General features: G+C 64.4%; 16 protein-coding genes. 14 read left to right on the top strand and 2 right to left on the bottom strand.

Features of this window, described 5'->3' with window-relative positions; translation table 11 throughout:
- Window positions 1–65 precede the first annotated feature (65 nt).
- Window positions 66–647 (bottom strand): hypothetical protein, encoded by a 582-nt coding sequence (locus ABFE16_09330; protein MEN6345499.1) that lies wholly within the window; start codon window positions 645–647, stop codon window positions 66–68.
- A 295-nt stretch (window positions 648–942) separates the two neighbouring features.
- Here ABFE16_09330 and ABFE16_09325 point away from each other — a divergent pair, with 295 nt between their 5' ends.
- The 14 genes from ABFE16_09325 to ABFE16_09260 all read left to right on the top strand — a co-directional run bounded on the left by ABFE16_09325 (window position 943) and on the right by ABFE16_09260 (window position 18,966).
- A complete protein-coding gene (locus ABFE16_09325) occupies window positions 943–1,437 on the top strand; it encodes a hypothetical protein (GenBank protein ID MEN6345498.1) in 495 nt (164 codons plus the stop codon).
- Entirely contained in the window at window positions 1,403–2,329 is a 927-nt protein-coding gene (gene rsmH, locus ABFE16_09320; GenBank protein ID MEN6345497.1) for a 16S rRNA (cytosine(1402)-N(4))-methyltransferase RsmH, read from the top strand. The genes ABFE16_09325 and rsmH overlap by 35 nt, the downstream gene beginning before the upstream one ends.
- Before the next feature lie 665 nt (window positions 2,330–2,994).
- Window positions 2,995–3,402, top strand: a complete 408-nt coding sequence (locus ABFE16_09315; GenBank protein ID MEN6345496.1) for a hypothetical protein — start codon at window positions 2,995–2,997, stop codon at window positions 3,400–3,402.
- Window positions 3,403–3,540: 138 nt separating this feature from the next.
- Window positions 3,541–5,394 carry a penicillin-binding protein 2 gene (locus tag ABFE16_09310; GenBank protein MEN6345495.1) on the top strand — a complete coding sequence of 618 codons (1,854 nt, stop codon included), beginning with the start codon at window positions 3,541–3,543 and terminating at the stop codon, window positions 5,392–5,394.
- Window positions 5,395–5,531: 137 nt separating this feature from the next.
- A complete protein-coding gene (locus tag ABFE16_09305) occupies window positions 5,532–7,124 on the top strand; it encodes a UDP-N-acetylmuramoyl-L-alanyl-D-glutamate--2,6-diaminopimelate ligase (protein MEN6345494.1) in 1,593 nt (530 codons plus the stop codon).
- 106 nt (window positions 7,125–7,230) lie between these two features.
- Entirely contained in the window at window positions 7,231–8,607 is a 1,377-nt protein-coding gene (murF, locus tag ABFE16_09300) for a UDP-N-acetylmuramoyl-tripeptide--D-alanyl-D-alanine ligase (GenBank protein ID MEN6345493.1), read from the top strand.
- Window positions 8,597–9,586, top strand: coding sequence for a phospho-N-acetylmuramoyl-pentapeptide-transferase (gene mraY / locus ABFE16_09295; protein MEN6345492.1), 990 nt, complete (start codon window positions 8,597–8,599; stop codon window positions 9,584–9,586). The genes murF and mraY overlap by 11 nt, the downstream gene beginning before the upstream one ends.
- Window positions 9,587–9,635: 49 nt before the next feature.
- Window positions 9,636–11,048: a UDP-N-acetylmuramoyl-L-alanine--D-glutamate ligase gene (gene murD / locus ABFE16_09290; protein MEN6345491.1), complete on the top strand. Its 1,413-nt coding sequence runs from the start codon at window positions 9,636–9,638 to the stop codon at window positions 11,046–11,048.
- A 6-nt stretch (window positions 11,049–11,054) separates the two neighbouring features.
- Window positions 11,055–12,230 carry an FtsW/RodA/SpoVE family cell cycle protein gene (locus ABFE16_09285; GenBank protein MEN6345490.1) on the top strand — a complete coding sequence of 392 codons (1,176 nt, stop codon included), beginning with the start codon at window positions 11,055–11,057 and terminating at the stop codon, window positions 12,228–12,230.
- 3 nt (window positions 12,231–12,233) lie between these two features.
- A complete protein-coding gene (murG, locus tag ABFE16_09280; protein MEN6345489.1) occupies window positions 12,234–13,340 on the top strand; it encodes an undecaprenyldiphospho-muramoylpentapeptide beta-N-acetylglucosaminyltransferase in 1,107 nt (368 codons plus the stop codon).
- 161 nt (window positions 13,341–13,501) lie between these two features.
- Window positions 13,502–14,878: a UDP-N-acetylmuramate--L-alanine ligase gene (murC, locus tag ABFE16_09275; protein ID MEN6345488.1), complete on the top strand. Its 1,377-nt coding sequence runs from the start codon at window positions 13,502–13,504 to the stop codon at window positions 14,876–14,878.
- 150 nt (window positions 14,879–15,028) lie between these two features.
- A complete protein-coding gene (locus tag ABFE16_09270) occupies window positions 15,029–15,853 on the top strand; it encodes a hypothetical protein (protein ID MEN6345487.1) in 825 nt (274 codons plus the stop codon).
- A gap of 144 nt (window positions 15,854–15,997) precedes the next feature.
- Window positions 15,998–16,819 carry a sugar phosphate isomerase/epimerase family protein gene (locus ABFE16_09265; protein ID MEN6345486.1) on the top strand — a complete coding sequence of 274 codons (822 nt, stop codon included), beginning with the start codon at window positions 15,998–16,000 and terminating at the stop codon, window positions 16,817–16,819.
- A 38-nt stretch (window positions 16,820–16,857) separates the two neighbouring features.
- Window positions 16,858–18,966, top strand: coding sequence for a DNA methyltransferase (locus tag ABFE16_09260; protein MEN6345485.1), 2,109 nt, complete (start codon window positions 16,858–16,860; stop codon window positions 18,964–18,966).
- A gap of 25 nt (window positions 18,967–18,991) precedes the next feature.
- Here the strand turns inward: ABFE16_09260 and ABFE16_09255 are convergent, their stop codons facing one another.
- Window positions 18,992–20,251: a uroporphyrinogen decarboxylase family protein gene (locus ABFE16_09255; protein MEN6345484.1), complete on the bottom strand. Its 1,260-nt coding sequence runs from the start codon at window positions 20,249–20,251 to the stop codon at window positions 18,992–18,994.
- Between the last annotated feature and the right edge of the window lie 151 nt (window positions 20,252–20,402).

Below are 20,402 nucleotides of genomic sequence, written 5' to 3'. Positions count from 1 at the left end.
CTCGCCTATGGACGCTTCGGTCCCCGCGAGGTTGCCTGAAATATGTATCCGACTCGGTGTGGGCGTCAGAGGCCGGCCGGTAGCTGGCCCTGGGTGCCGAGCTGGCACTCCCAGACCATCTCCTGCAGCTTCGTCTCCTCCAACTGGCCATAGGTGATGAGCCTTGCCTCACCGGTGAGGTCGACGCCGCGGCCCATGGCCCAGGTGACCAGATCCATGAAGGTCTCCTGGAGCTGCTCGATGGGGCCAAGGTGGTAGGTGAAGGCAACGGGTGTCTGCTCCACCTGCTTGACCAGCACGACGGCCTGGGGCTTCAAGTCATCAGGCTGTGGAGCATCGGCAATCGGCAGCCAGAGCTCCCAGCGGATGGCCTCGCCGGGCACCGGGGGTGCGTCCATCTGGACGCGCAGGACAACATAGCCCAGGGGATGGAGCCCATTGTCGCGGGCTGCCGTGAGCAGTTCGCGCAAGGTAACGGGAATCACCTTGCCGGCATCCTCAAAGGTCGACGTCTGCACCTTGTAGGCGACAGTCATGGCCGGCACCTTCTTGACGCCGGTCTGGACGCCTCGCTCCTGAGCCTGGGCCGATCCGAGGAACGCCAGTACGAGCGTCGCCACCGCAACCCGTCCGAGCAGTCTGCACATCTCAGGTCCTCCCTTGCGGTCTCTTTCCGTTTCCCCGCACGTCGACGTATTCGTCTTTCCGGGGGTGTCTACCTTCCTGTAGGACGTCAGAAAGCCCCGAGGTTGTTCACATTCCGCGCAAAGAGCGGCGCCGGGTGAAGGGTCGGTTCTGGTGGACCACATCCCGCTCTCAACCACTGCTCGCCAGTATCTACCTCAATATCCCCCTGATTCACTTGACATGGGGGGTGCTTTCTGTTATGGTTTGCAGGCACTGCGAGATGTGTCCGCGGTCAGCGCCTTGGGAGGGTGCCCAGTGTTTCAACTGGGAGGGGCCGTCATCCGCAAACTGGACAGCAATGGGCGGACGGTAATCCCGGACGTCCTGCTGCAGGTGTATCCCCGCAAGCTTGTCCTGGCCCCGGGCTTCGATAACTGCATCCGCGCCTACGCCCCCAAGACCTGGGACGGGTTCATGCGCCGTCTCGCACAGCAAGATATGGACGACCCCGACGTTGCCGACTTCGTCCGCTTCTTTGCGTCGATGACCTGTGAAGTCGATCTCGACGGCAACGGTCGGTTGCGTTTCCCGGATGCTTTGCTCAAGTGGGCGGGCTTCGATGATGAGAAGCGCGAGGTCCAGTTCTTTGACGCGGGGGACTACATCGAATTCTGGGAGGCCGAGAGCTTCCGTCAGTTCATGAGCGCCAAGAGTGTGACCTTCAAGGAACTGGCGCGAAAGCTGTTCGGGAAGCAGGCCTCTGAGGGGACCGCCAATGTCGCCGGTGCACCTGCCGGCAATGGTGAATGAGGTTGTCGAATACCTCCGGCCTGCCGAGGGCATGACCTTCCTTGACATGACGCTGGGGATGGCCGGGCACACGATCCAACTGGTTCAGCATGGTGCCTTTGTCGTTGGTCTGGATCGTGATGCGGAGTCCCTGTCTCGAGCGGCCGCAGCCTTGGGTGATTTGAAGCAGAGGGTCCTTCTCATACATGGGCGGATGTCGCAGGCTGAGGAGTTACTGGAGGAGCGGGGGATAGGGTCGGTCGATGGGTGCCTGATCGACGCGGGCATCTCCATGGACGTCCTTCGAGATCCCGTGCGGGGCTTTTCCGTCGATAGCGAGCAGTCCCTGGACATGCGCATGGATCGCTCGGACGCTACGAGCTTGACGGCGTCACGCGTTGTCAACGAGTACCTTGAAAAGGACTTGGCCCGAATCTTCGCAGGTATTGGGAGAGGGCGGGAGGCCCACAAGGTCGCAGCCAGGATCGCAAGGGCGCGTGAGCGCTCGGCGATCCAATCGACAGCACAACTCGCAGACATCATCGCAGCAGCGGTCGCCGGAGTTAGGCCCGTACGACGTATCGATGCGGCGCCCTATCTGATGGCGATTCGATCCGCAGTAAATGAAGAACTCCCAGAGTTGGAGGCCGGAATTGAGGCTGCCTTTCGTCTCCTCTCCTCTCGCTCCCGGCTGGTAGTCCTCAGTTGGAACGGCGCCGAACACCGTGTGTCTCGACAGCTTCTGCGCCGGCTTGCCAACCCTTGCCAGTGTCCACCTGCCCTCCCCTGTACCTGCGATAAGAAACCCGTGATCAAGGTGCTGACGCCCAAGCCTCTGTATCCGACGGCGGAGGAGGTCAGTGCCAATCCGGCGGCCCGCTCGGTGAGGCTTCATGCCGCCGAGAAGCTCTGAGGGTCGCGTCGCCAAGTCCGGAAGGTGCCAGGCAAAAAGAAAGGCCCCCTGCTCAGGCAGGGAGCCCCTGTACGGAGAATGGCCAGTGGTGCCCAACGTAATCCCGTCTCGGTGCTCGTCGCGCGGGTGCTGAGACCGAGTTTTCCGACGACGCTCCAGGCCGCGTCATCGGAGAGAAGGGACAGGCGGGCGTCAACCGTTACCGCAGCAACCTCGCAGCCTACACCGCAGCAACGATCAAGAACAGACCACCGCACTCATGCGTCACACCACACTTCGCAGCTAATGTAGCACACACCGCAGTCACGGTCAAGGTTCCCAACGGTTGAAGCTTTCTACACACGCCAGTTGATGCCTGCCCGTCCCAGCCGTACCGACAGTCTGTGCGGGGTCCTGCGCGCTCACCCATGCCCAATGGCCCTCGTCGCAGTCGGTGCATCGTCTCTGCAGGCCTTTCCTCCGTCGATTCGCTGGGCGCGCTTCGACGGGGGTCTTGACAGCCGCCGGTCCGACCGGGTATGTGTCTAGGTACCTGACGCTGAAGGACCGGCGACCTCCCACACGCAGATGCTGTGGTTCTGGTCACGGTGCCATGTCAGGCCAAAGCCGGCCGGGCATGGGGGGACCCGTGGCGAACTACCGCCAGACCTACAGGGGGTACTGGGATGGTTAGCCGCACCCATGCAAGGGGCTTCGTGACGATTGGTGTGCTGGGCGTCATGGCGCTTGGGTACCTCGTGCTGGCATGGCGTGCTGCGGATCTGGACGCGCAGGTCGGTGTGATGGACCACAAGCTCGCAAAGGCCAAGTTTGAGCAGATGCAGGCACGTCGTGAGCTCTCTCTGGTCCTGAACCCTTGCGCCGTTCCCTACCAGACTGCGGACACCCTCCAGAGAACGCTCGTAGTCCAGCAGGACGTTGTGCCGTGTCCCCAGTTGCCGCCGGTCGAGAGTTCTGTTCTGGCCGAGGTGACGGGAACCTCCGCCCCTGCGCTCGCTCAACGCCCACGGCCGCAACCGGGGTCTACGAAGCTGGCCGCCCTGCGTCTCACAGGCGGCAAAGGTGAACGCTGACCGGCGCGCTACCGAGCGCGCCGTCTTTGTCTTCCAGCCAGTTCCTGCAGCCCCTTGGCACCTGCAACAGTGAACGGCAAAGCCCCCAGTCCACCGGCAACCCTCGCTGGGGCGGGCCGGCTACTGAGTTGTGAATCTATGGAGTCCCTGCGCCTGTCCAGGAAGCGAGCCAATGCCTTCGTCGCCGCGCTAGCGGCGTGCAGCTTGCTGTTGGTCGGGCGCTTGTCGTATATCCAGGTAGTCCGGCCGGACCACTACCTGGCGAGAGCTGCAGCACCGGCCGGGTCCACGAAGGAAATCCGCGGCCCACGAGGTCGCATCCTCGACTGCATGTACCGGGTTCTGGCGGAGAGCGTTACCGCCAGCACCGTGTCCCTGTCTCCCGACGACTTGCGCAAATGGGCTGCGAAGGTCAGCAAGTGCCGGGTTGACGAGTTGCCCCCGGAGCAGCTGCCACAGAACCCCGCAATCAGGCGTGCAGCCACCGCGATCTCCGCGACTCTCGGCCTCCCCTACGATGAGGTTATGGGTCGGATCTGTCAGGGCGGCAAGTATGCGCCGCTCGTCGCACGAATCGATACGACGCGAGCTGAGGACCTCAAGCACCTCAAGATCCCGGGAGTGTTCTTCGAGACCACTGAACGCCGTGAGTACCCCTTTGGTCCCCTTGCCTCGGGCGTGCTGGGCTTCTGCAATGCTGAGCAGCAGCCGACGGACGGGGTCGAGCGATGGTACCGGCAGATCATGGACGGCAAGTGTGTCACGGCCGCGGATCGCTATGACGTGACCGGACGTCGCATCCTCGGGCCGGGTATGGGAACACGACCGACACCGACCCCGGGAAACGACCTGATCCTGACGGTTCACCTCGGGGTCCAGCAGTTGGTTGAGAAGGAGCTCGATGAGTGTGTCGCTCTGCGGCATCCCGTCGGCGCGAACGTCGTGGTCATGTCTGCCCACGACGGGTCGGTTCTTGCCATGTCGTGCCGACCGAACTTCGACCCCAATGAGATCAGCAAGGCCCGTGGCCACCGCGCTCCCATTTCCGAGGCTGCGCTGGTGAACCGACCGGTCGCTCGTGCCATGGACCCCGGCAGCTCCTTCAAGCTGCTCACGATCGCTGCTGCTCTGGATGCCGGCGTGATCGACGAGAACTCGACCTTCTACTGTGCGGGCACGGCGATGGTTGGCGGGCGTCCACTCAAGTGCTGGGGGCAGTGGGCGGGCAGGGGTCACGGCGCCCTGACACCAGGTGGCATCCTGGCCCAGTCCTGTAACCTGTGCGCCGCCCAGGTCGCCAAGCGTCTGGGAGCGGAGCGGTTCTGCGCCTTCCTGAAGCGTTGTGGTATCGGTGAGCTTCCCGAGGCCGGGCTGTCAGGCGAGGTTGCCGGAGTGCTTCGGGATCCTGCGAAGATGCGCGAGCGAGACCTCGCTTGCCTCGGCTTCGGACAGAGCGTGCAGGTCTCCGATCTGCAGCTCACAGCGGCTCTCTGCGCCATCATGAACGGGGGCATCATGTACCAGCCCCACATCGCGGCCGGCTACGTGAACCCGGTGACCGGCGAGTCCTACGTCATGCAGCCTCGCGCCTTGCGGCGGGTCTGCTCTCCACAGACCTCTGCGATCATGCGACGCCTCGCGCGCTACGTCGTCGACGGCGGGACCGGAAAGGCGGCCGCCATTCCCGGGTTTGCCGTTGGGGGGAAGACCGCCACCGCGCAGATCTTCGACAATGAGAACCACCGCTGGATGGATGGGCCTCGTGACTATGTGATGGGGTTTGTCCTGACGGCGCCAGTGGACCGACAGCCGGACTTTGTGATCAGCGTCTCGGTCGAGAGGCCGCAGACGGGCGACCATGGCTCTGATGTCGCCGCACCCATCGCGCGGCGCATCGCCGAGTACCTGCTGACGCAGCCCGGTCTATTTCCCAAGTGGGATGCAGCTCCGCCTTCGAAGAACACAACGGACGACAAGGGGCAACCGGCCTGAGCCGACTCAGGGTGCCTCAGGGCACCGGGACAGAGCCTTCGGCAACGCAGGCGTGCTCGTACGGTATCTCCTGACTTCATCGCAGGAATGGTTGAAAACCGCCATAGAGAGGGCTGCACACACCAGGGGGATACGCCATGGAAACAGTGTACTCTGCCATGACACAAACGGGCTGGCTCTTCTCCCGGGCTCTCTTGCACTCGAGTGCCAAACGGCGTAGTGTCTACACGATGACCTCGAACCAATCCCGATCTGCTGAACTACAGTCGCTGTTGCGTCCTCTGGGCCTCAGTCAGATACCAGCCGATAACCCGACCATCAGCGGCATCTGCGCGGACTCTCGTCGCGTCCGACCGGGCGACCTGTTCGTCGCGATCCGCGGTTTCGCAACGGACGGCCATCGCTATGTGCCGCAGGCCGTCGAGAACGGCGCCCGGGCGATCGTCCTTGAGGACGAGACCTATGCGCCGGACCCGTCCTGCGGTGTGGTGTCCTTGCGTGTGCCGAACTCGCGTCGCGCCGCTGCCGTCCTGGCCGACGAATTCTACGACCACCCCTCGCGTGCGCTGAGTCTGATTGGCGTCACCGGTACGAACGGCAAGACCACCGTGTCGCTGATGCTGGAGTCGATCCTCCGCGCCGCCGGGCATCGCACCGGAGTCATCGGTACGTTGGGACGCCAAATCGCTGGCGCCTGGCGCTCTGGTGAGCGAACCACCCCGGATGCCATCGAGTTGCAGGCTCTGCTGGCCGACATGCGGGCCGCCGACATCACCCACGTCGCGATGGAAGTGTCCAGCCACGCGCTGGATCTGGACCGCGTCTACGGCTGCTGCTTCGCCGGGTCGGTGTTCACCAACCTTACACAGGACCACCTGGATTACCACGCCGGCTTTGATGAGTACTTCCAGGCCAAGCTGCAGCTCTTCACCAACTACGCCGACACCTCTGACCCGTCGCGCCCGATGGTGGGCGCGGTGAACATGGATGACCCGTCGGGCGTTCGTGTGGCTGAGGAAGCGCACTGCAAGGTGATTGGTTACGGGACGAACGGTGGCAGCCAGGTCCGGGCGCGAAGCATCAACACTACGGCCCAGGGCGTGAGCTTCGAGTTGGTCATCGGGTCGGTCGTGCGACCAATCAAGCTGCACCTCACCGGGCATTTCAACGTTCACAACGCCCTTGCTGCCGCGGCCTGCTGCTATGGTCTCGGCGTCGAGGTCGACGACCTTGTGCATGGTCTGGAGAGCCTCGAGGCAGTGCCGGGACGGTTCCAGCGCGTCTCCGGAAGCCAGCCCTACGCAGTGATCGTGGACTACGCACACACTCCCGATGCCCTGGAGAACACACTGTCGGCAGCCCGGGCTCTATCACCCCGGCGTCTGATCTGTGTGATGGGCTGTGGGGGAGACCGCGACCGGGGCAAGCGGCCGATCATGGGCAAGATCGCTTCCGAGAACTCGGACCTGACCGTGGTCACCAGCGACAACCCTCGCTCAGAGAATCCGCTGGCAATCATCGAGGACATTCGGGGCGGCATCCAGAAGGACAACTACACGGTGGAAGTGGACCGCCGTGCGGCCATCCTCAAGGCAGTCGGAATGTGTGAGCCCGGTGACATGGTCGTCATCGCGGGCAAGGGGCATGAGACGTACCAGGAGTTTGCCGATCGACGCATCGACTTCGACGACCGCGAGGTGGCCCGTGAGGCCATGGCAGCCCGCGGCTGAAAGGGCGACGTGCACGGGATAGCACACCGACTGACGACCCAGCAAGGTGTTCGGCCGGGCGTCATGGCGCAAACCCAACCCATCACGCAAGCGACTGCAGCCCACGATGAAACCACTAACACTCGCCCAGCTTGTCCAGGTCTGTGACGCTGAGCTCCGTGGCCCCGAGTTGGAGGCCCCGATTCAGAGCGTCTCCACCGACACGCGTAACCTCCCACCCGGCTCTTTGTTCGTCGCCCTCAAGGGTGAGAGCCATGACGGGCACAACTTCGTTGCCGACGCATGCGCGAAGGGTGCCCTTGCCGTCCTGGTGTCGAGGCCGGTTGAGGTTGCCTGCCCGCAGTTGATCGTCCCCGACACTCTCATCGCCTACGGGAAGCTCGGGGCGGTCTGTCGCTCCGAATCGAAGGCGACCTTCCTTGCTGTCACCGGCAGCGCAGGCAAGACGACGACAAAGGACTTCCTGGGCAGCATTGTGCAGCTTGAGGCTCCGTCGTTGGTGACTCGCGGCACGGAGAACAACGAGGTAGGTATCCCGCGCCTGCTGCTTCAGCTTGAGCCCGAGCACCGGTACTGCGTGCTTGAGCTGGCCATGCGCGGGCCGGGCGAGATCGGGTACCTGGCCAAGCTATGCAGGCCACACCTTGGGGTCATCACGAACATCGGTGAGGCCCACGTTGGGCGCCTGGGAAGCCGCGAGGCCATCGCCAAGGCAAAGGCCGAACTGCTAACAGCGCTACCACCAGAGGGCCATGCGGTGCTCAACGCCGACGACTTCTTCTTCGGGTTGCTGAGTGAGATGGCGCCCTGTCGCGTGGCTTCCTTCGGATTTGGCCCCGCGCCGGAGGATGTGGAGTTCCACCTGTGGGCCGAGGATGTTCACCTCGCCGGGGTCGAACCGGCCCGTTTCGCTCTTCGTCTGGGGGCTGCGCGGGTGCCGGTCACGCTGCAGCTACCGGGACGGCACAACATTGCGAATGCTCTGGCCGCTGCCGCCGCCGGGATCTGTGCCGGGTTGTCGCTGGAGACCGTGCGAGTGGGGCTTGAGAGCTACGAAGGCGCCGGGATGCGGTCTGAAGTGTTGCAGTCGCCTGGTGGCTTCACTGTCATCAACGACGCCTACAATGCAAGCCCGACCTCGACGCCGGAGGCGCTCAAGGTTCTGGCGCAGTCCGCCGGTCGGCATATCTTCGTCTTCGGGGACATGTTGGAGCTGGGGCCGGTCTCGGAGGAGGCCCATCGCAGGATGGGGCGACTCGCAGTGGAGGCCGGTGTTGAATGGCTGATCACCATCGGCAGTGAAGCAGCCTTCGCAGCCCTTGAGGCGGAAGCCCTGGGCATCCAGGTCAATGCCCTGTCAGGGACGGAGGAAGCGCTGGCGCTGCTGCTGCCCGTGCTGGAACCGGGGGATACCGTTCTCGTGAAAGCTTCGCGAGGGATGAAGCTGGAAGCTGTCGTCAGGGGGCTTGTGGATGTTGCCTGAGCAGTTGCTTCCCGTGGCCCTTCTGTACGGCGCGGGTGTAGTAAGCACGTTTGCCATCCAGCTAGCCCTGCCGCGACTTCGACGTCTGACCGCCAAGCAGCACGTGCGCGAGGATGTTCCGGAAAGCCACCTGGAGAAGGCCGGTACGCCGTCCATGGGTGGCTTGCCCATGGTGTTGGCGCTGCTGGTGCTAACCCCTCTGGCCGCCCTTTTCTTCAAGGCACTCACCCTCAAGGTGTGGCTGTGCCTGCTTTCCATCGCAGCCTTTGCTCTCGTCGGTCTGCTGGATGACCTGCATAAGCTCACCAATGTGAAGTCAAAGGGCATCCTGGCGCGTTACCGGCTGGGTGCCGAGTTTGCTGTCGCGATCTTCGTTACAGTCGTCGCTGCTCTGACGGACAGTTCGACCCATGCAGCCGCTACATGGATCGGTAGCGGGCAGTGGCCGCTGTGGGCTGCGATCGCCCTTGGGGTGTTCGTGATCGTCGGCGGCGCCAATGCGGTGAACCTCAGCGACGGGCTGGACGGGCTCGCCGCGGGTCTGACCGCGACGGCCGCGCTCGGGCTGCTGCTCCCGGTCGCGCATGAGGGTGATGCAGGCCTCGGGGCCCTCTGCCTCGTTCTGGCAGGGGTGACCCTTGGGTTCCTGGTGTTCAACTACAAGCCGGCGCAGGTCTGGATGGGTGATGTCGGCAGTCTGGGGCTCGGAGCGGCCCTGGCCACGGTGGCCGTCATGGCCCGCGTCGAGCTGCTCTTCGCTGTCGTCGGCGTGGTGTTTGTGATGGAGGCCCTGTCCGTCATCTTGCAGGTGATCAGCTTCAAGTCCACCGGCAAGCGCATCTTCCGGATGGCACCCATCCATCACCATTTCGAGCTCCTCGGCATGAATGAGACGGCCGTCGTCTGGATGTTCTGGATCGTCGGAATCGTGGCCGCTGCTGTAGGGCTCGCGCTCTTCGCGGTCGCCGCGGTCCTCTGACCCCACTCTTACTTTTGGCGGCCCTCCGGGGCCTTCTGGGATGGCAAGCATGACGGACGCAGCCCGAAGCTGCCTCTACACTGGTGACCGGGACCTCTCCGGCAAGCGCGTGGGTGTGGTCGGTCTAGCGCGCACGGGCGCTGCCTGTGTCCGCTTCCTGGCCGAGCATGGGGCGCAGGTGACGGCCTTTGATACCCGCGCCCTGGACAGCCTGCCGGTCGAGACTCGGCAGACGCTGCAGCTCGCCGCACGGGTTGAGGCGCCGTACACCGCCGAGACGATCCCTGGCTCTTTGGACATGCTGGTCCTCAGCCCTGGCGTGCCGGTTGCCTCGCCCCTGGTGACGGCTGCTCGCGATGCGGGAGCTGAGATCCTTGGTGAGGTGGAGCTGGCCTACCGGTTCTGCGACGCACCGATGGTTGCTGTAACCGGCACCTGCGGGAAAGGCACGACGGTCACCTCGCTGGGGGCACTGCTTCAGGGCGCCGGCAAGGGCCACGTAGTCGCCGGCAACATCGGCGTGCCTCTCATCGGACAGATGGAGCGATCGGCGGAGCTCGAGGTCGTTGTGGTCGAGATCAGCAGCTTCCAGCTCGAAACGACCGTTCACTTCCATCCGCACATCGCGGCCCTGCTTAACATCACTGAGGACCACCTCGAGCGGTACCCGGACTTCGAAGCCTACGTGGCTGCCAAGCAGCTCCTGTTCCGCAATCAGACGCCGGAAGACTGGGCGATCTTCTGCATCGACGACCCGCAGGCGCGGCGAAGGTCCGAAGTGGAGATCGAGGCCCAGAAGCTGACGGTATCCCTGATCGACCCGAAGGCGAACGCTCGCCTCGAAGACGAGGATCTGGTCCTTCAGCTTCCCGGCGAGGAGAGCTGCAAGGTAGCCTCACGCAGCGACCTTGTTCTGCAGGCCGACCATCATGTGATCAATGCGCTTACGGCGGCTCTGGCGGCCAGGATCTGTGGGGTGCCCGCCGAGACGATGCCGGGAGCTTTGCGTGCCTACCGACCCGCCGACCACCTGATGACCCCCGTGGGCGACTTCGGCGGCGTGACCTACATCGACGACTCGAAGGCCACCAATCCGGCATCAGCCATCGCGGACCTCGCGGGGATTCGGGGACCGGTGATCGTGGTCGGCGGCGGCAAGGAGAAGGACACCGATTTCGCGGACTTCGGCCGGTGCTTGGCCGAGCGTGCGAAAGCGGTTATCCTAATGGGGGAGTGTGCGCCCCGAATCGCAGAGGCCGTGGGGCGTCCCGAGCTGTGTCATCGGGTGTCCTCGATGGAGGAAGCGGTTAGCCTGGCAGCCTCCCTGGCCGTACCCGGAGACACCGTGGCGCTCTGCCCTGGATGTTCGTCGCTGGACATGTTCGAGAGCTACGCCCGGCGTGGTGACCTGTTCGCGGAGGCAGCACAGCGTCTGGCCTCCAGGCCTCGCACCCAGGAGTGAGCGATCGTGGCCGTACAACTTGCGAGCCCGAGTGCGACACTGCTGGACGGTGTTCCGGTGACTCGGAACTCCGTCGACCCCGTCTATGCGCGGATCGTGATGTGCCTGGTAGTCATCGGCATCGTCTTTGTGTTCTCGGCGAGCTTCCCGACCGCGCAGACCCTGCTGTACGGTACGCATCCCCTGTATTTCCTGTACCGGCAGCTAGCCTTCGCGGGTCTTGGCCTCGTCGCAATGATCGCGCTGGCCTACGTCGGCCCGCGATGCCTGGTGTCAGACGGTGTCCTTGGCGTTGCGTCCGCGCTGGGGCTCCTGGCGATGATCCTGTGTCGGTTCGGACCCTTCGCCGACGAGACAGCCGGTTCGGCTTGCTGGCTGAGGCTCAGCGAGGGCGTTCGCATCCAGCCGAGTGAGTTCGTCAAACTGGTCTACATCCTGCTGTTGGCGCGGATCCTCGCCCGACCTGTCGACAAGCGCTACACCCTGCTGCACATGCTGGGCCGTGTCTCGGGTGCCCTGGGCGTGTTCCTGATCGCTCTGCTGTTCCTGCAGAAAGACCTCGGGATGTCGCTGCTGGTGGTGGGCGTGACCCTGAGCATGCTGTTCATCCGTGGCTTCAGCCTGCTGCTGGTGTCGGCTCTCGCGGGCTGCGGCGGGCTCGTGGGCGTGGTGTATGCCATGTCGTCACCGGCGCGCTGGCAGCGAATCGAGACCTTCCTCAACAGTGACAGCAATCGGCTTGATGGCGGCTACCAGCTATGCCAGATGCTGGCGACCCTGGCTCGGGGCGGCATCTGCGGTCTCGGACTGGGGATGAGCCCTGACAAGTGGGGGCCACTGCCCGCTCCGCACACGGATAGCATCTTCTGCGTGATCGGTGGCGAATTGGGCCTTGCCGGCGGGGTCGGGTTGCTGCTGATGTTCTTGTGGCTGGCCGGGCGGACCTTCAAGATCGCTGAGCGGGCTGCGGTACCCACGGCGTGGTACATGGGTTGCGGAATCGGGGTCATGCTCGGCTTGCAGGCGCTGATCAACATCGCCGTCGCCACCGTCTCCGTCCCCTGCACCGGGCTGACGCTGCCCTTCATCAGCTATGGCGGCAGTAGCCTGCTCTCCTCGATGATGGCGGCGGGGATCGTCCTGTCAATCTCCCGATACAAGCCCCTCGAAAGGGAAGAGTAACGCGTGCGTGCGATTCTGATGGGAGGGGGTACAGCCGGGCATCTGTTCCCCTCCGTTGCTGTTGCCCAGAGACTGGTGGCCGATACGGGCGCTGAGGTGCTCTTCATCGGCGCTGAAGGCCGCCTGGACAGCAAGATCCTCACCGAGCACCATCTGCCGCACCGGCTGATCCCTGCCCGGCCCTTCCCCTACGGTCTGTCGCTGAAGTCGCTGGCCGCGCTCTGGGCTCTGTGGCAGAGCGCTCGGCGGTGTCTCCCGATCCTGCGCGAGTTCAAGCCGGATGTGGTGTTTGGTGCCGGAGGCTATGTGAGCGTAGCCGGGATTCTGGCGGCCTCGCAACTTCACATCCCGACGGTCTGCCACGCCTCCGACGCCCATCCCGACCGTGCGAACAGGCTTCTTGCTCGCTGGGCTACGCGGATCACCACGCACTACGAGGTAGCGGCGGCACAGTTCCCACCCGAGAAGACCACGGTCACCGGGCAGCCGGTGCGTCGCGAGTTCCTCCAGACCACCACGGAGGCGTCCCGGGCACAGCTCGGGATCGCCCCGGAGGCCTTCGTCTTGCTTGTCTCCGGCGGCAGCCAGGGCGCTCGTACACTGAACTACGCCACGGTCGAGGCCTTGCCGCGCCTTCTGGAGCTGCCGGACGTACATGTGCTGCACTTGACCGGCTCGCTGGACTACGAGGACATCGCTCGCAAGGCCTCAGAGGCCGTGGGCGACACCCCTCGCTACCAGTGTCTCGCCTTCCATGAGGAGCCCTGGGTGCCGATCGCCGCCGCCGATCTTGCCCTCACTCGCGGCGGCGCCAGCAGTCTGGCCGAGATGAGCGTCCTGGGCCTGCCGATGCTGATCGTGCCGTATCCTTACGCGGCGGCGCATCAGAAGCTCAATGCGGCCCCTCTGGTCGACAGAGGAGCGGCCCTTGTGGTGGACAATGCCGACCTCACCGCGCAGTGGCTGCTGGATCGGGTCAGTGAACTCCAGGCGGACCGGGTGAAGCTGCTGGCGATGCGGGAAGCAGCTAGACTGGCTTCGCAGCCTGATGCTGCCGAGCGAATCGCTGCGATCCTCGAGGAAGTGGCCAAAGCCAGGGCCGAGACCTAACGGCCCTGCCGCCGGACCGCAATGCCGCTTGCCACTCCCGGAGGGCTGGTCTACAATGGATCTCCGGGCAGCCGTCTGCCGTGTGCGGCGACGTGCCCTCTTGTGTGATACACCTATGCTGCCGTGGCCCTGGCGGAAGCCTGGTCTCCGCCGTTACTGCTATGGAACTGGACAAAAACCAACACGTGTTCTTCGCCGGCATTGGCGGGGTCAGCATGAGCGGCCTCGCCCACGCCTTGCTCAAGCTCGGGTTCACCGTTTCGGGCTCGGACATCGCCGATAGCCCGACCGTGCAGGCTTTGCGCGCAGACGGTGCGACCGTCCACATCGGCCATGCGGCCAGCAACGTTACCGGCTCGAAGGTCGTGATCCGCACGACCGCGGTGCCCGACGGCAACCCGGAGATCGTTGCTGCCAAGGTCGCCGGCATCCCGATCCATCACCGGTCGGAGCTCCTTGCCTGGATGTGCCGGGGCAAGCACGGGATCGCAATCTCGGGAACTCATGGCAAGTCGAGCACAACGGCCATGGCTGCCACTGTCTTCCTGGCCGCCGGGACCGATCCGACGGTCTTCGTCGGGGCCGAATCGCCGCTTCTGGGCGGCAACTTCCGGCTTGGCGACGGTGATGCCGTGATCTTCGAGGCCTGCGAGAGCGATGGCAGCTTCGTGCACTATGTGGGCACTTCGCAGGTCATCACGAGTATCGAGGCCGATCACCTCGACCAGCATGGGAGCATCGAGGGGGTCATCCATGCCTTCGAGCGCTTTGCCGCTGTTGCCGACCGAGAAGGCTTCATCGTCTACAACGCCGACTCGCCGGTAGTCACTCGGGTAGCCGAGACCTCACCGACAGCGCATCATCTATCCTACGGGCTGCACGTCCCTGCCGACCTGCAGGCCCGGAAGGTGCAGATCACGGCGCAAGGCTCCGACTTCGAGTTGCTGTACCATGACGAGAAAGTCTGCGACGTTCACCTCCAGGTGATGGGCGAGCACATGGTCAGCAATGCGCTCGCGGCCCTTGGGTGCGCCGTCGCCTCCGGTCTTGACCTGTGCGAGGCGGCCCGGGGAGTGGCCACCTACCACACGATTGGACGGCGCTTCGAGTTCGTGGCCGAGTGCAAGGGTGTCCGGATCGTCGACGACTACGCCCATCATCCGACGGAGATCCAGGCGACGCTTGCGGCGGCTCGGAAGACCCATGAAGGGCGACTGGTAGCTGTGTTCCAGCCCCATCTACGCAGCCGCACACGGGACCTGCTCACCGAGTTCGGGCAGTCCTTCCGCGACGCCGATCTGGTGGTCTTGACCGACATCTACCAGCCTCGCGACGATGGCCTGGAGTTCTTCGATGTCAGCCATCTGGTGGACGAAATCCGGCGCAACGAGCCCGACAAGCCCCTCGAGCTGGTTCGTGACAAGACCCAGCTCGCGCAGGCGCTGAAGGAACTGGTGCGTCCGGGCGACCTCGTGCTCACGCTTGGGGCCGGCGATATCTACAAGGTCGGTCAGCAGTTGGCCGAGCTCCTTGTCTGAGGCAGCCAGCGCAGATCCACGGGGCACTTCCCTGCTTTGCGAGCACTGCTGCGAGCTGGCGATATCCCGGTTCGGGAGTGTCCAGAGACGGGCCGGGGCAAGCCTTACCGCCGTCTGGACCAGCAATCTGAATCGGTAGTCTCTGCAGCCATGCAACGTAGCCAGTCCGCACCAACCCTCGCGCCGGCGGGCGCTCGTTACGAAGCCAGAGGGCCCTCCGGGCACATGACCTGGCGGTTCGTTCTCCGTGCCCTCGCCCCTGCCTTCGTGGTTGTCGTTGGTTCGGCGCTGTTGGGGTTGCTCCGTTCCGACCTTTTCCTGGTGCGTGAAGTCGTCGTCCGCGCTGATGATCTTTCGGTGGCGCGCGAGGTGCGGGACCTTATCCGACTCCCGCCAAGAGCCAACACCGTCTTTCTGCCCATCAGTCGCCTGGCCCAACAGGCTGGTGCGTGTCCCCGGGTATTGCGTGTCGAGATCCTTCGCGAGCTGCCAGGGCGCATCACGATGCAGGTGACTGAGCGGCAGCCCGTCTTCGCGCTGCGGGACGTGAAGGACTATGCCCTGGTCGATCAGGAGGGCGTTCTTCTGTTCCACACGACGCGCCCTCTGCCCAGTCAGCCCCGCGTCGTCGTGCGATTGGATGCCCAGGGAATCACCGGTGGACGCCTGGACGCCGACAGTGTGCAGGCGACACTGGAGTGCATCCAGGGCGCCAGACGTGGCGGAATGGGGCTGGGTTTCACCCTCGACCTGAGCCAACGCTACGCCTTCACCTTGACGACTCCGACCGGCACGCAGGTGCGGCTTGGCGGCCCTGATAACCTCGTCCGCAAGATGATCTGCGCGGCAGCCATTGAGCGCTACGCCCACTCCCTGCGCAGCCAGCCCGAATACATCGATGTGCGTATCCCCGAAGATGCTCGCTGGCGTCCCCTCAAGCCCCACACGGACGAGGCCTCCAGTTCGAATCCCTGATCCCACGACGAGCTAGTGAGACGCTCCGATCAGAGGAGGTCTGTGGGCCTCCCGCGGCGAAGTCATGTCCGTCAGTGCGCCTTCCACGACAAGCAAGCGCCCGTCACCGTGCGGGCGACGCCAAGCGCCAAAGGAGACGTTCCCATGCGACCGTGGATCATGTTCACCAAGCATCTCACAGGCTGGGGACTGGAGCAGATCATCGATGGCCTCAAGCACGCGGGGGTCGAGGGCGCCGATCTGTGTGTCCGTCCTGGCTACCCGGTGAACCCCGAGAACGCCAAGACCGAGTTGCCCAGGGCCGCCAAGATGTTCGCGGACAACGGGCTCTGCATCCCGCTCATCACCACCCCGGGCGACTTCACCGAGGCCGGAATCGACTACGCCGAGCCGCTGCTCGAGGCCTGCGCGGAGGCTGGCGTGAAGCTCGTGAAACTCGGCTACTGGTACATGGAGGAGGGCGGGTACTGGGCCACCATCGACCGGTGCCGCCAGCGCCTGGAGGGCTTCGCCAAGCTGGCAGAGAAGACCGGTGTGAAGCCCATCGTCCACAACCACTCGGGCAGCACCATGGGCCTGAACTCCTGCTCGGTCATGAACATCATGAAGGGCTTCGACCCCAGGCTCGTCGGTGTGTTCACCGACGTGGGTCACCTGTCCATCGTCGGCGAGCCCTACCCGATGGCCCTGGACATCGTCAAGGACTACATGTCGGCCTTGGCCTTCAAGGACCTCGTCCGGCAGCGGTATGTCCGCGATGGCAAGTCCGAGTGGCGGATCGACATGTTCCCGCTGGGTATGGGCTTTGGCAACTTCCCGCAGGTCATGCAGATACTCAAGGACACGAACTTCGGGGGACCGATCAGCTTCCACTGCGAGTATGCGAACCTGCCGCCGGACTCGGTTGTCGACCAGTGCCGAATCGATGTGCGCTATATGAAGTCGGTTGTCGCCGAACTCAAGTAGCAGCGGGGCCAATCCTGCCGCACGCGGCGCACTCTGAGGTGATCTACCTGCGCGGAGACAACTCGGGTTGCCACCAGCGTCTTGTTGCCGGTCTCGCGGAATTGAGGTCGGTCGAGGGCTGTCCGATTGGCGACGACGAGACGCTCCTGCAGGTCGCTCTCGCACCCGAGTACACGCCGTGTCCCAACCCCTTCATCGGCGAGTTCGTGAAGGATAACTCCCCTGATACCGCTTCCATCGCCGCGCCCTTCGCCGCCGACATCAGTGAAGGGCGCGGCGATCCCATCTACAAGGGCCAGATCTACCACACCAAGGTTCCTCCCCGCGCGATCAGTCGCTACATCGAGCATTTCACGAGTGCAGGCGATATCGTTTTCGACGGCTTCTGCGGTTCGGGAATGACCGGGGTCGCTGCACGCCTGACAGGCCGTCGAGCTCTCCTCGCGGACTTGTCTCCTGCGGCGACAGCTCTTGCTGCTGCGTACTGTCTGCCGGTCGACGCGGGGGCTGTCCAGGAGGCCTTCGCCCAGGTGCTCAGTCGGCTGCGTGAGGAGTGCGACTGGTTATACCGACTGCCGGATGGGCGCGAGACCGACTACGTGGTGTGGAGCGAAGTGTACCGGTGCCCGTACTGCGACCACGTGGCCCCCTTCGCGGATTTCGGCTTTGACCTGGCCGCCCGGCGACCGACGTCAGGGATTGTGTGCCCCGAGTGCGGTCGCCCCATCGGCAGACGCAGGCTGCAGCGGGTGCTGGAGGAGAGTGGGGTCACCCGCGAGATCCCTCTGAGGGTGCGTTACACACCGGCTTCGCTGCGGGCAGCCGGCGTCTGGGAGCGGCACAAGCGTCGCAGGTCCGACGTGTCTCAGGACGAAGACGCTGGACCCACCGCAGAAGAAGCAACCGAGTTCGAGGCGGGCCCTGAGGACCTGGCAATCCTCGAGGCAGTCGCCTCGCAGCAGATCCCCTACTGGTTCCCCGACAACTGGATGATGAACCGCGAGACCACGACTGAAGGCTGGGGCGACATGTGGCGGCGCGGCTACCACACAGGGGTGCGGAAGGTCGAGGACTTCTACTTTCGGCGGTCGCTGTGGGCTCTCGCCGCGGCTCTACAGTTTGCGCAGGAGCTTGAGGCCCCCGCGCGGGTTCGCCATTTTGCCTATCAGACCATCCTCAACGTCTCGATCGGGTTCACCCGAATGCGCCGGGCCTACCAGGGACCGGTGCCCCTCGTGTTGTACTTCCCGCGTATGCGCCGCGAAGTGAACGTGATCCGAACGCTGGAGCGCAGGTTCCGGAGCGCCGGGCGGATGTTGCAGCGCCTGGAGGCCGACTGCGCGCGGTCTGCGTCCGCACACCTCTACGACATCCGTATCTCGACCCAGTCAGGGACCTCGCTGCCCAACATCCCCGACGACTGCGTGGACTACATCTTCACGGACCCGCCCTTCGGCCAGAACATCCTGTACTCGGAGGTCAACTTCCTGTGGGAAAGCTGGCTGGGGATCTGCACGGCTCAGCGGGCGGAGGCGGTCGTGAGCCGGCGCCAGCGCAAGAGTGTCGCGGACTACAAGGCGCTTCTGCAGGCGTGCTTCTCGGAGTTCCGGCGCATCCTTAAGCCCGGACGCTGGATCACGGTCGAGTTCCATAACTCGCAGAACGAGGTCTGGGCGGCGATCCAGCAGGCCCTCAAGGACGCCGGGTTCCTGGTCGTCGATGTGCGGATTCTCGACAAGCGCCAACCCAGCTTCAAGCAGGCCTCAACGCTGAACGCGGTGCAGAAGGACCTGGTCATCTCCGCTCTCAAGCCCTTCGACCTGGAGGAGGGGAAGGGGGCTGCGTCCGGTGCCGAAGGCGAGAGCACCTCGGGCTGCGATGACGAGGAGGCCGTATGGCGATTCGTGGAGGCGCGGCTGCGGGAGCTGCGAGGCGATCCGGGCAAGGGTGGTGCGGCGACGCCCCAGAAGGCAACGCCGCTCACTGACGAGGAACGGAGCGCAAGGATGCTCTTCGTGCGCGTCCTGCAGCAATGGGTCGCCCATGGATGGCGCCCGCCCTTGAGTGCAGAGGCCTTCTACGACGGCCTCAGGAAGCGCTTCCCACAGGATCAGGGCCTGTACCAGCCGCCAGCCGATGCAGATTGAGCCCTACCGGCAGGTTCTCAGCAGCTCAGGAATCCTCCTCGTCACCGTAGGCCGCCGCAAGGGCCGAGCGTGGGTCAAACATCTCCTCGATGGGCCCCAACTGCTTCTCGAGTTCACAGGCCGGCTCGTAGGTCTCCAGGTCCTCACCTCGTGCGAAGCCCTGCGCGAGTTCCACGTAGTACAGGTAGTTGCGAAGCGGGATGTCGGGTGGCACCCCGTGGTCCACGTGCGGAACGTATCGCCCGTACTCCCACGCTGTCTCGTAACGCCGCTTCACCTCGGCCCGGAGTTGTTCGCGCGAGAAGCGCATCTCCCGCTTGTCGATTCCGCCCTCCAGGTACAGACCTGGGTAGCGTGCCAGGTACTGCGCCGGGTCGTTGCCGGCGGCAATCTCCATGGGAGTGATGCCGTCGATGGCCGCGGGGTACATCGCCTCGAGTATCTGCCCGTTGTAGCCGTCGGAGTCCATGAAGACCGCGTCGAGGCCCTTGCTGTGGAAGAACTCGTAGAGACGCTTGTACCGGGGCAGCATGAACTCCCGCATCGCAGCGGGGGAGATCATCGACTGGCCCTTGAAGGCCATGTCTTCGTTGAGGATGACGTAGTCGGCCTTGAGATGCGTGAGGGGCTCGTCGAGAAGCTCGATGAGGAACCAGGTCCAGAACTCGAACATGTCATGCACAAGTGAGGGCTGGTCATAGAACAGCATCGACAGGCCCTCGAAGCCGCACCAATCTCGGGCGGTCCAGTACAGACAGGGCACCGTGAACCCGACGGGGACCTGCGACGAGTTGCACCGGTCGATAAGGTCGCGCCACGACTGACCGCCGAGGTTGTGGCGGTAGCCGTCCGGGTTGAGGGTCGTCGTCGCCTGCGACGGCTCGGTCCGCTCCGGTGTGTGGGGGTCGAAGTGGGTCTTCATCTCCTCCCAGGTTGCCTTGTCGCGCACCGGGAACTCAAGGTACTTGCGGGTCGCAAAGCCCTCGGTTGGTTGGTGAATGGCGTCCATGCGCTTGACGCCCCAGTGGTCGATCCAGATGCGCAGGTTGCCCTCCTCGGAAAGGACCCGTTCCTCAAAGGGCGGCAGAGGTCCGCAGTAGAGCTTGCCGATGCCCATCCCGCCGTCGCTACCGGTGAAACTGCCCCAATTGCGCTGGAGTTCCTCAGACAGCCCTTGCCGCCGCCAGGCAGCGAAAGTCGAGGCACGTGGTCCGCCGAAGCTATAGGGCAGGCGGTCGACCGGCTCATGGTGCAGGATAGCGTGCCAGCGTTCGCGTGCGGTCATGGCACAGGAGCCTCCCTGACAAGGATGGCAACGGGCACCGCAAGGCCCTGTCTGGCGCCCTTCCAGCGGTACCGATAGGTCCTTGGGCACAGGTTCCCCGTGGCTGCCTGCACACCTCTGCCGTCGGGGAGATCACGAAGGTATGGCGCTC

The sequence above is a fragment of the Armatimonadia bacterium genome (assembly GCA_039679385.1).
GTDB lineage: Bacteria > Armatimonadota > Zipacnadia > Zipacnadales > JABUFB01 > JAJFTQ01.
This window is presented reverse-complemented; position numbering and strand designations above follow the sequence as displayed.

Coding starts and splice junctions, on each gene's coding strand:
- ABFE16_09330 (MEN6345499.1), bottom strand. CDS start 647: ATGTGCAGACTGCTCGGACGGGTTGCGGTGGCGACGCTCGTACTGGCG.
- rsmH (MEN6345497.1), top strand. CDS start 1,403: ATGTCGCCGGTGCACCTGCCGGCAATGGTGAATGAGGTTGTCGAATAC.
- ABFE16_09315 (MEN6345496.1), top strand. CDS start 2,995: ATGGTTAGCCGCACCCATGCAAGGGGCTTCGTGACGATTGGTGTGCTG.
- ABFE16_09310 (MEN6345495.1), top strand. CDS start 3,541: ATGGAGTCCCTGCGCCTGTCCAGGAAGCGAGCCAATGCCTTCGTCGCC.
- ABFE16_09305 (MEN6345494.1), top strand. CDS start 5,532: ATGGAAACAGTGTACTCTGCCATGACACAAACGGGCTGGCTCTTCTCC.
- murF (MEN6345493.1), top strand. CDS start 7,231: ATGAAACCACTAACACTCGCCCAGCTTGTCCAGGTCTGTGACGCTGAG.
- mraY (MEN6345492.1), top strand. CDS start 8,597: ATGTTGCCTGAGCAGTTGCTTCCCGTGGCCCTTCTGTACGGCGCGGGT.
- murD (MEN6345491.1), top strand. CDS start 9,636: ATGACGGACGCAGCCCGAAGCTGCCTCTACACTGGTGACCGGGACCTC.
- murC (MEN6345488.1), top strand. CDS start 13,502: ATGGAACTGGACAAAAACCAACACGTGTTCTTCGCCGGCATTGGCGGG.
- ABFE16_09270 (MEN6345487.1), top strand. CDS start 15,029: ATGCAACGTAGCCAGTCCGCACCAACCCTCGCGCCGGCGGGCGCTCGT.
- ABFE16_09265 (MEN6345486.1), top strand. CDS start 15,998: ATGCGACCGTGGATCATGTTCACCAAGCATCTCACAGGCTGGGGACTG.
- ABFE16_09255 (MEN6345484.1), bottom strand. CDS start 20,251: ATGACCGCACGCGAACGCTGGCACGCTATCCTGCACCATGAGCCGGTC.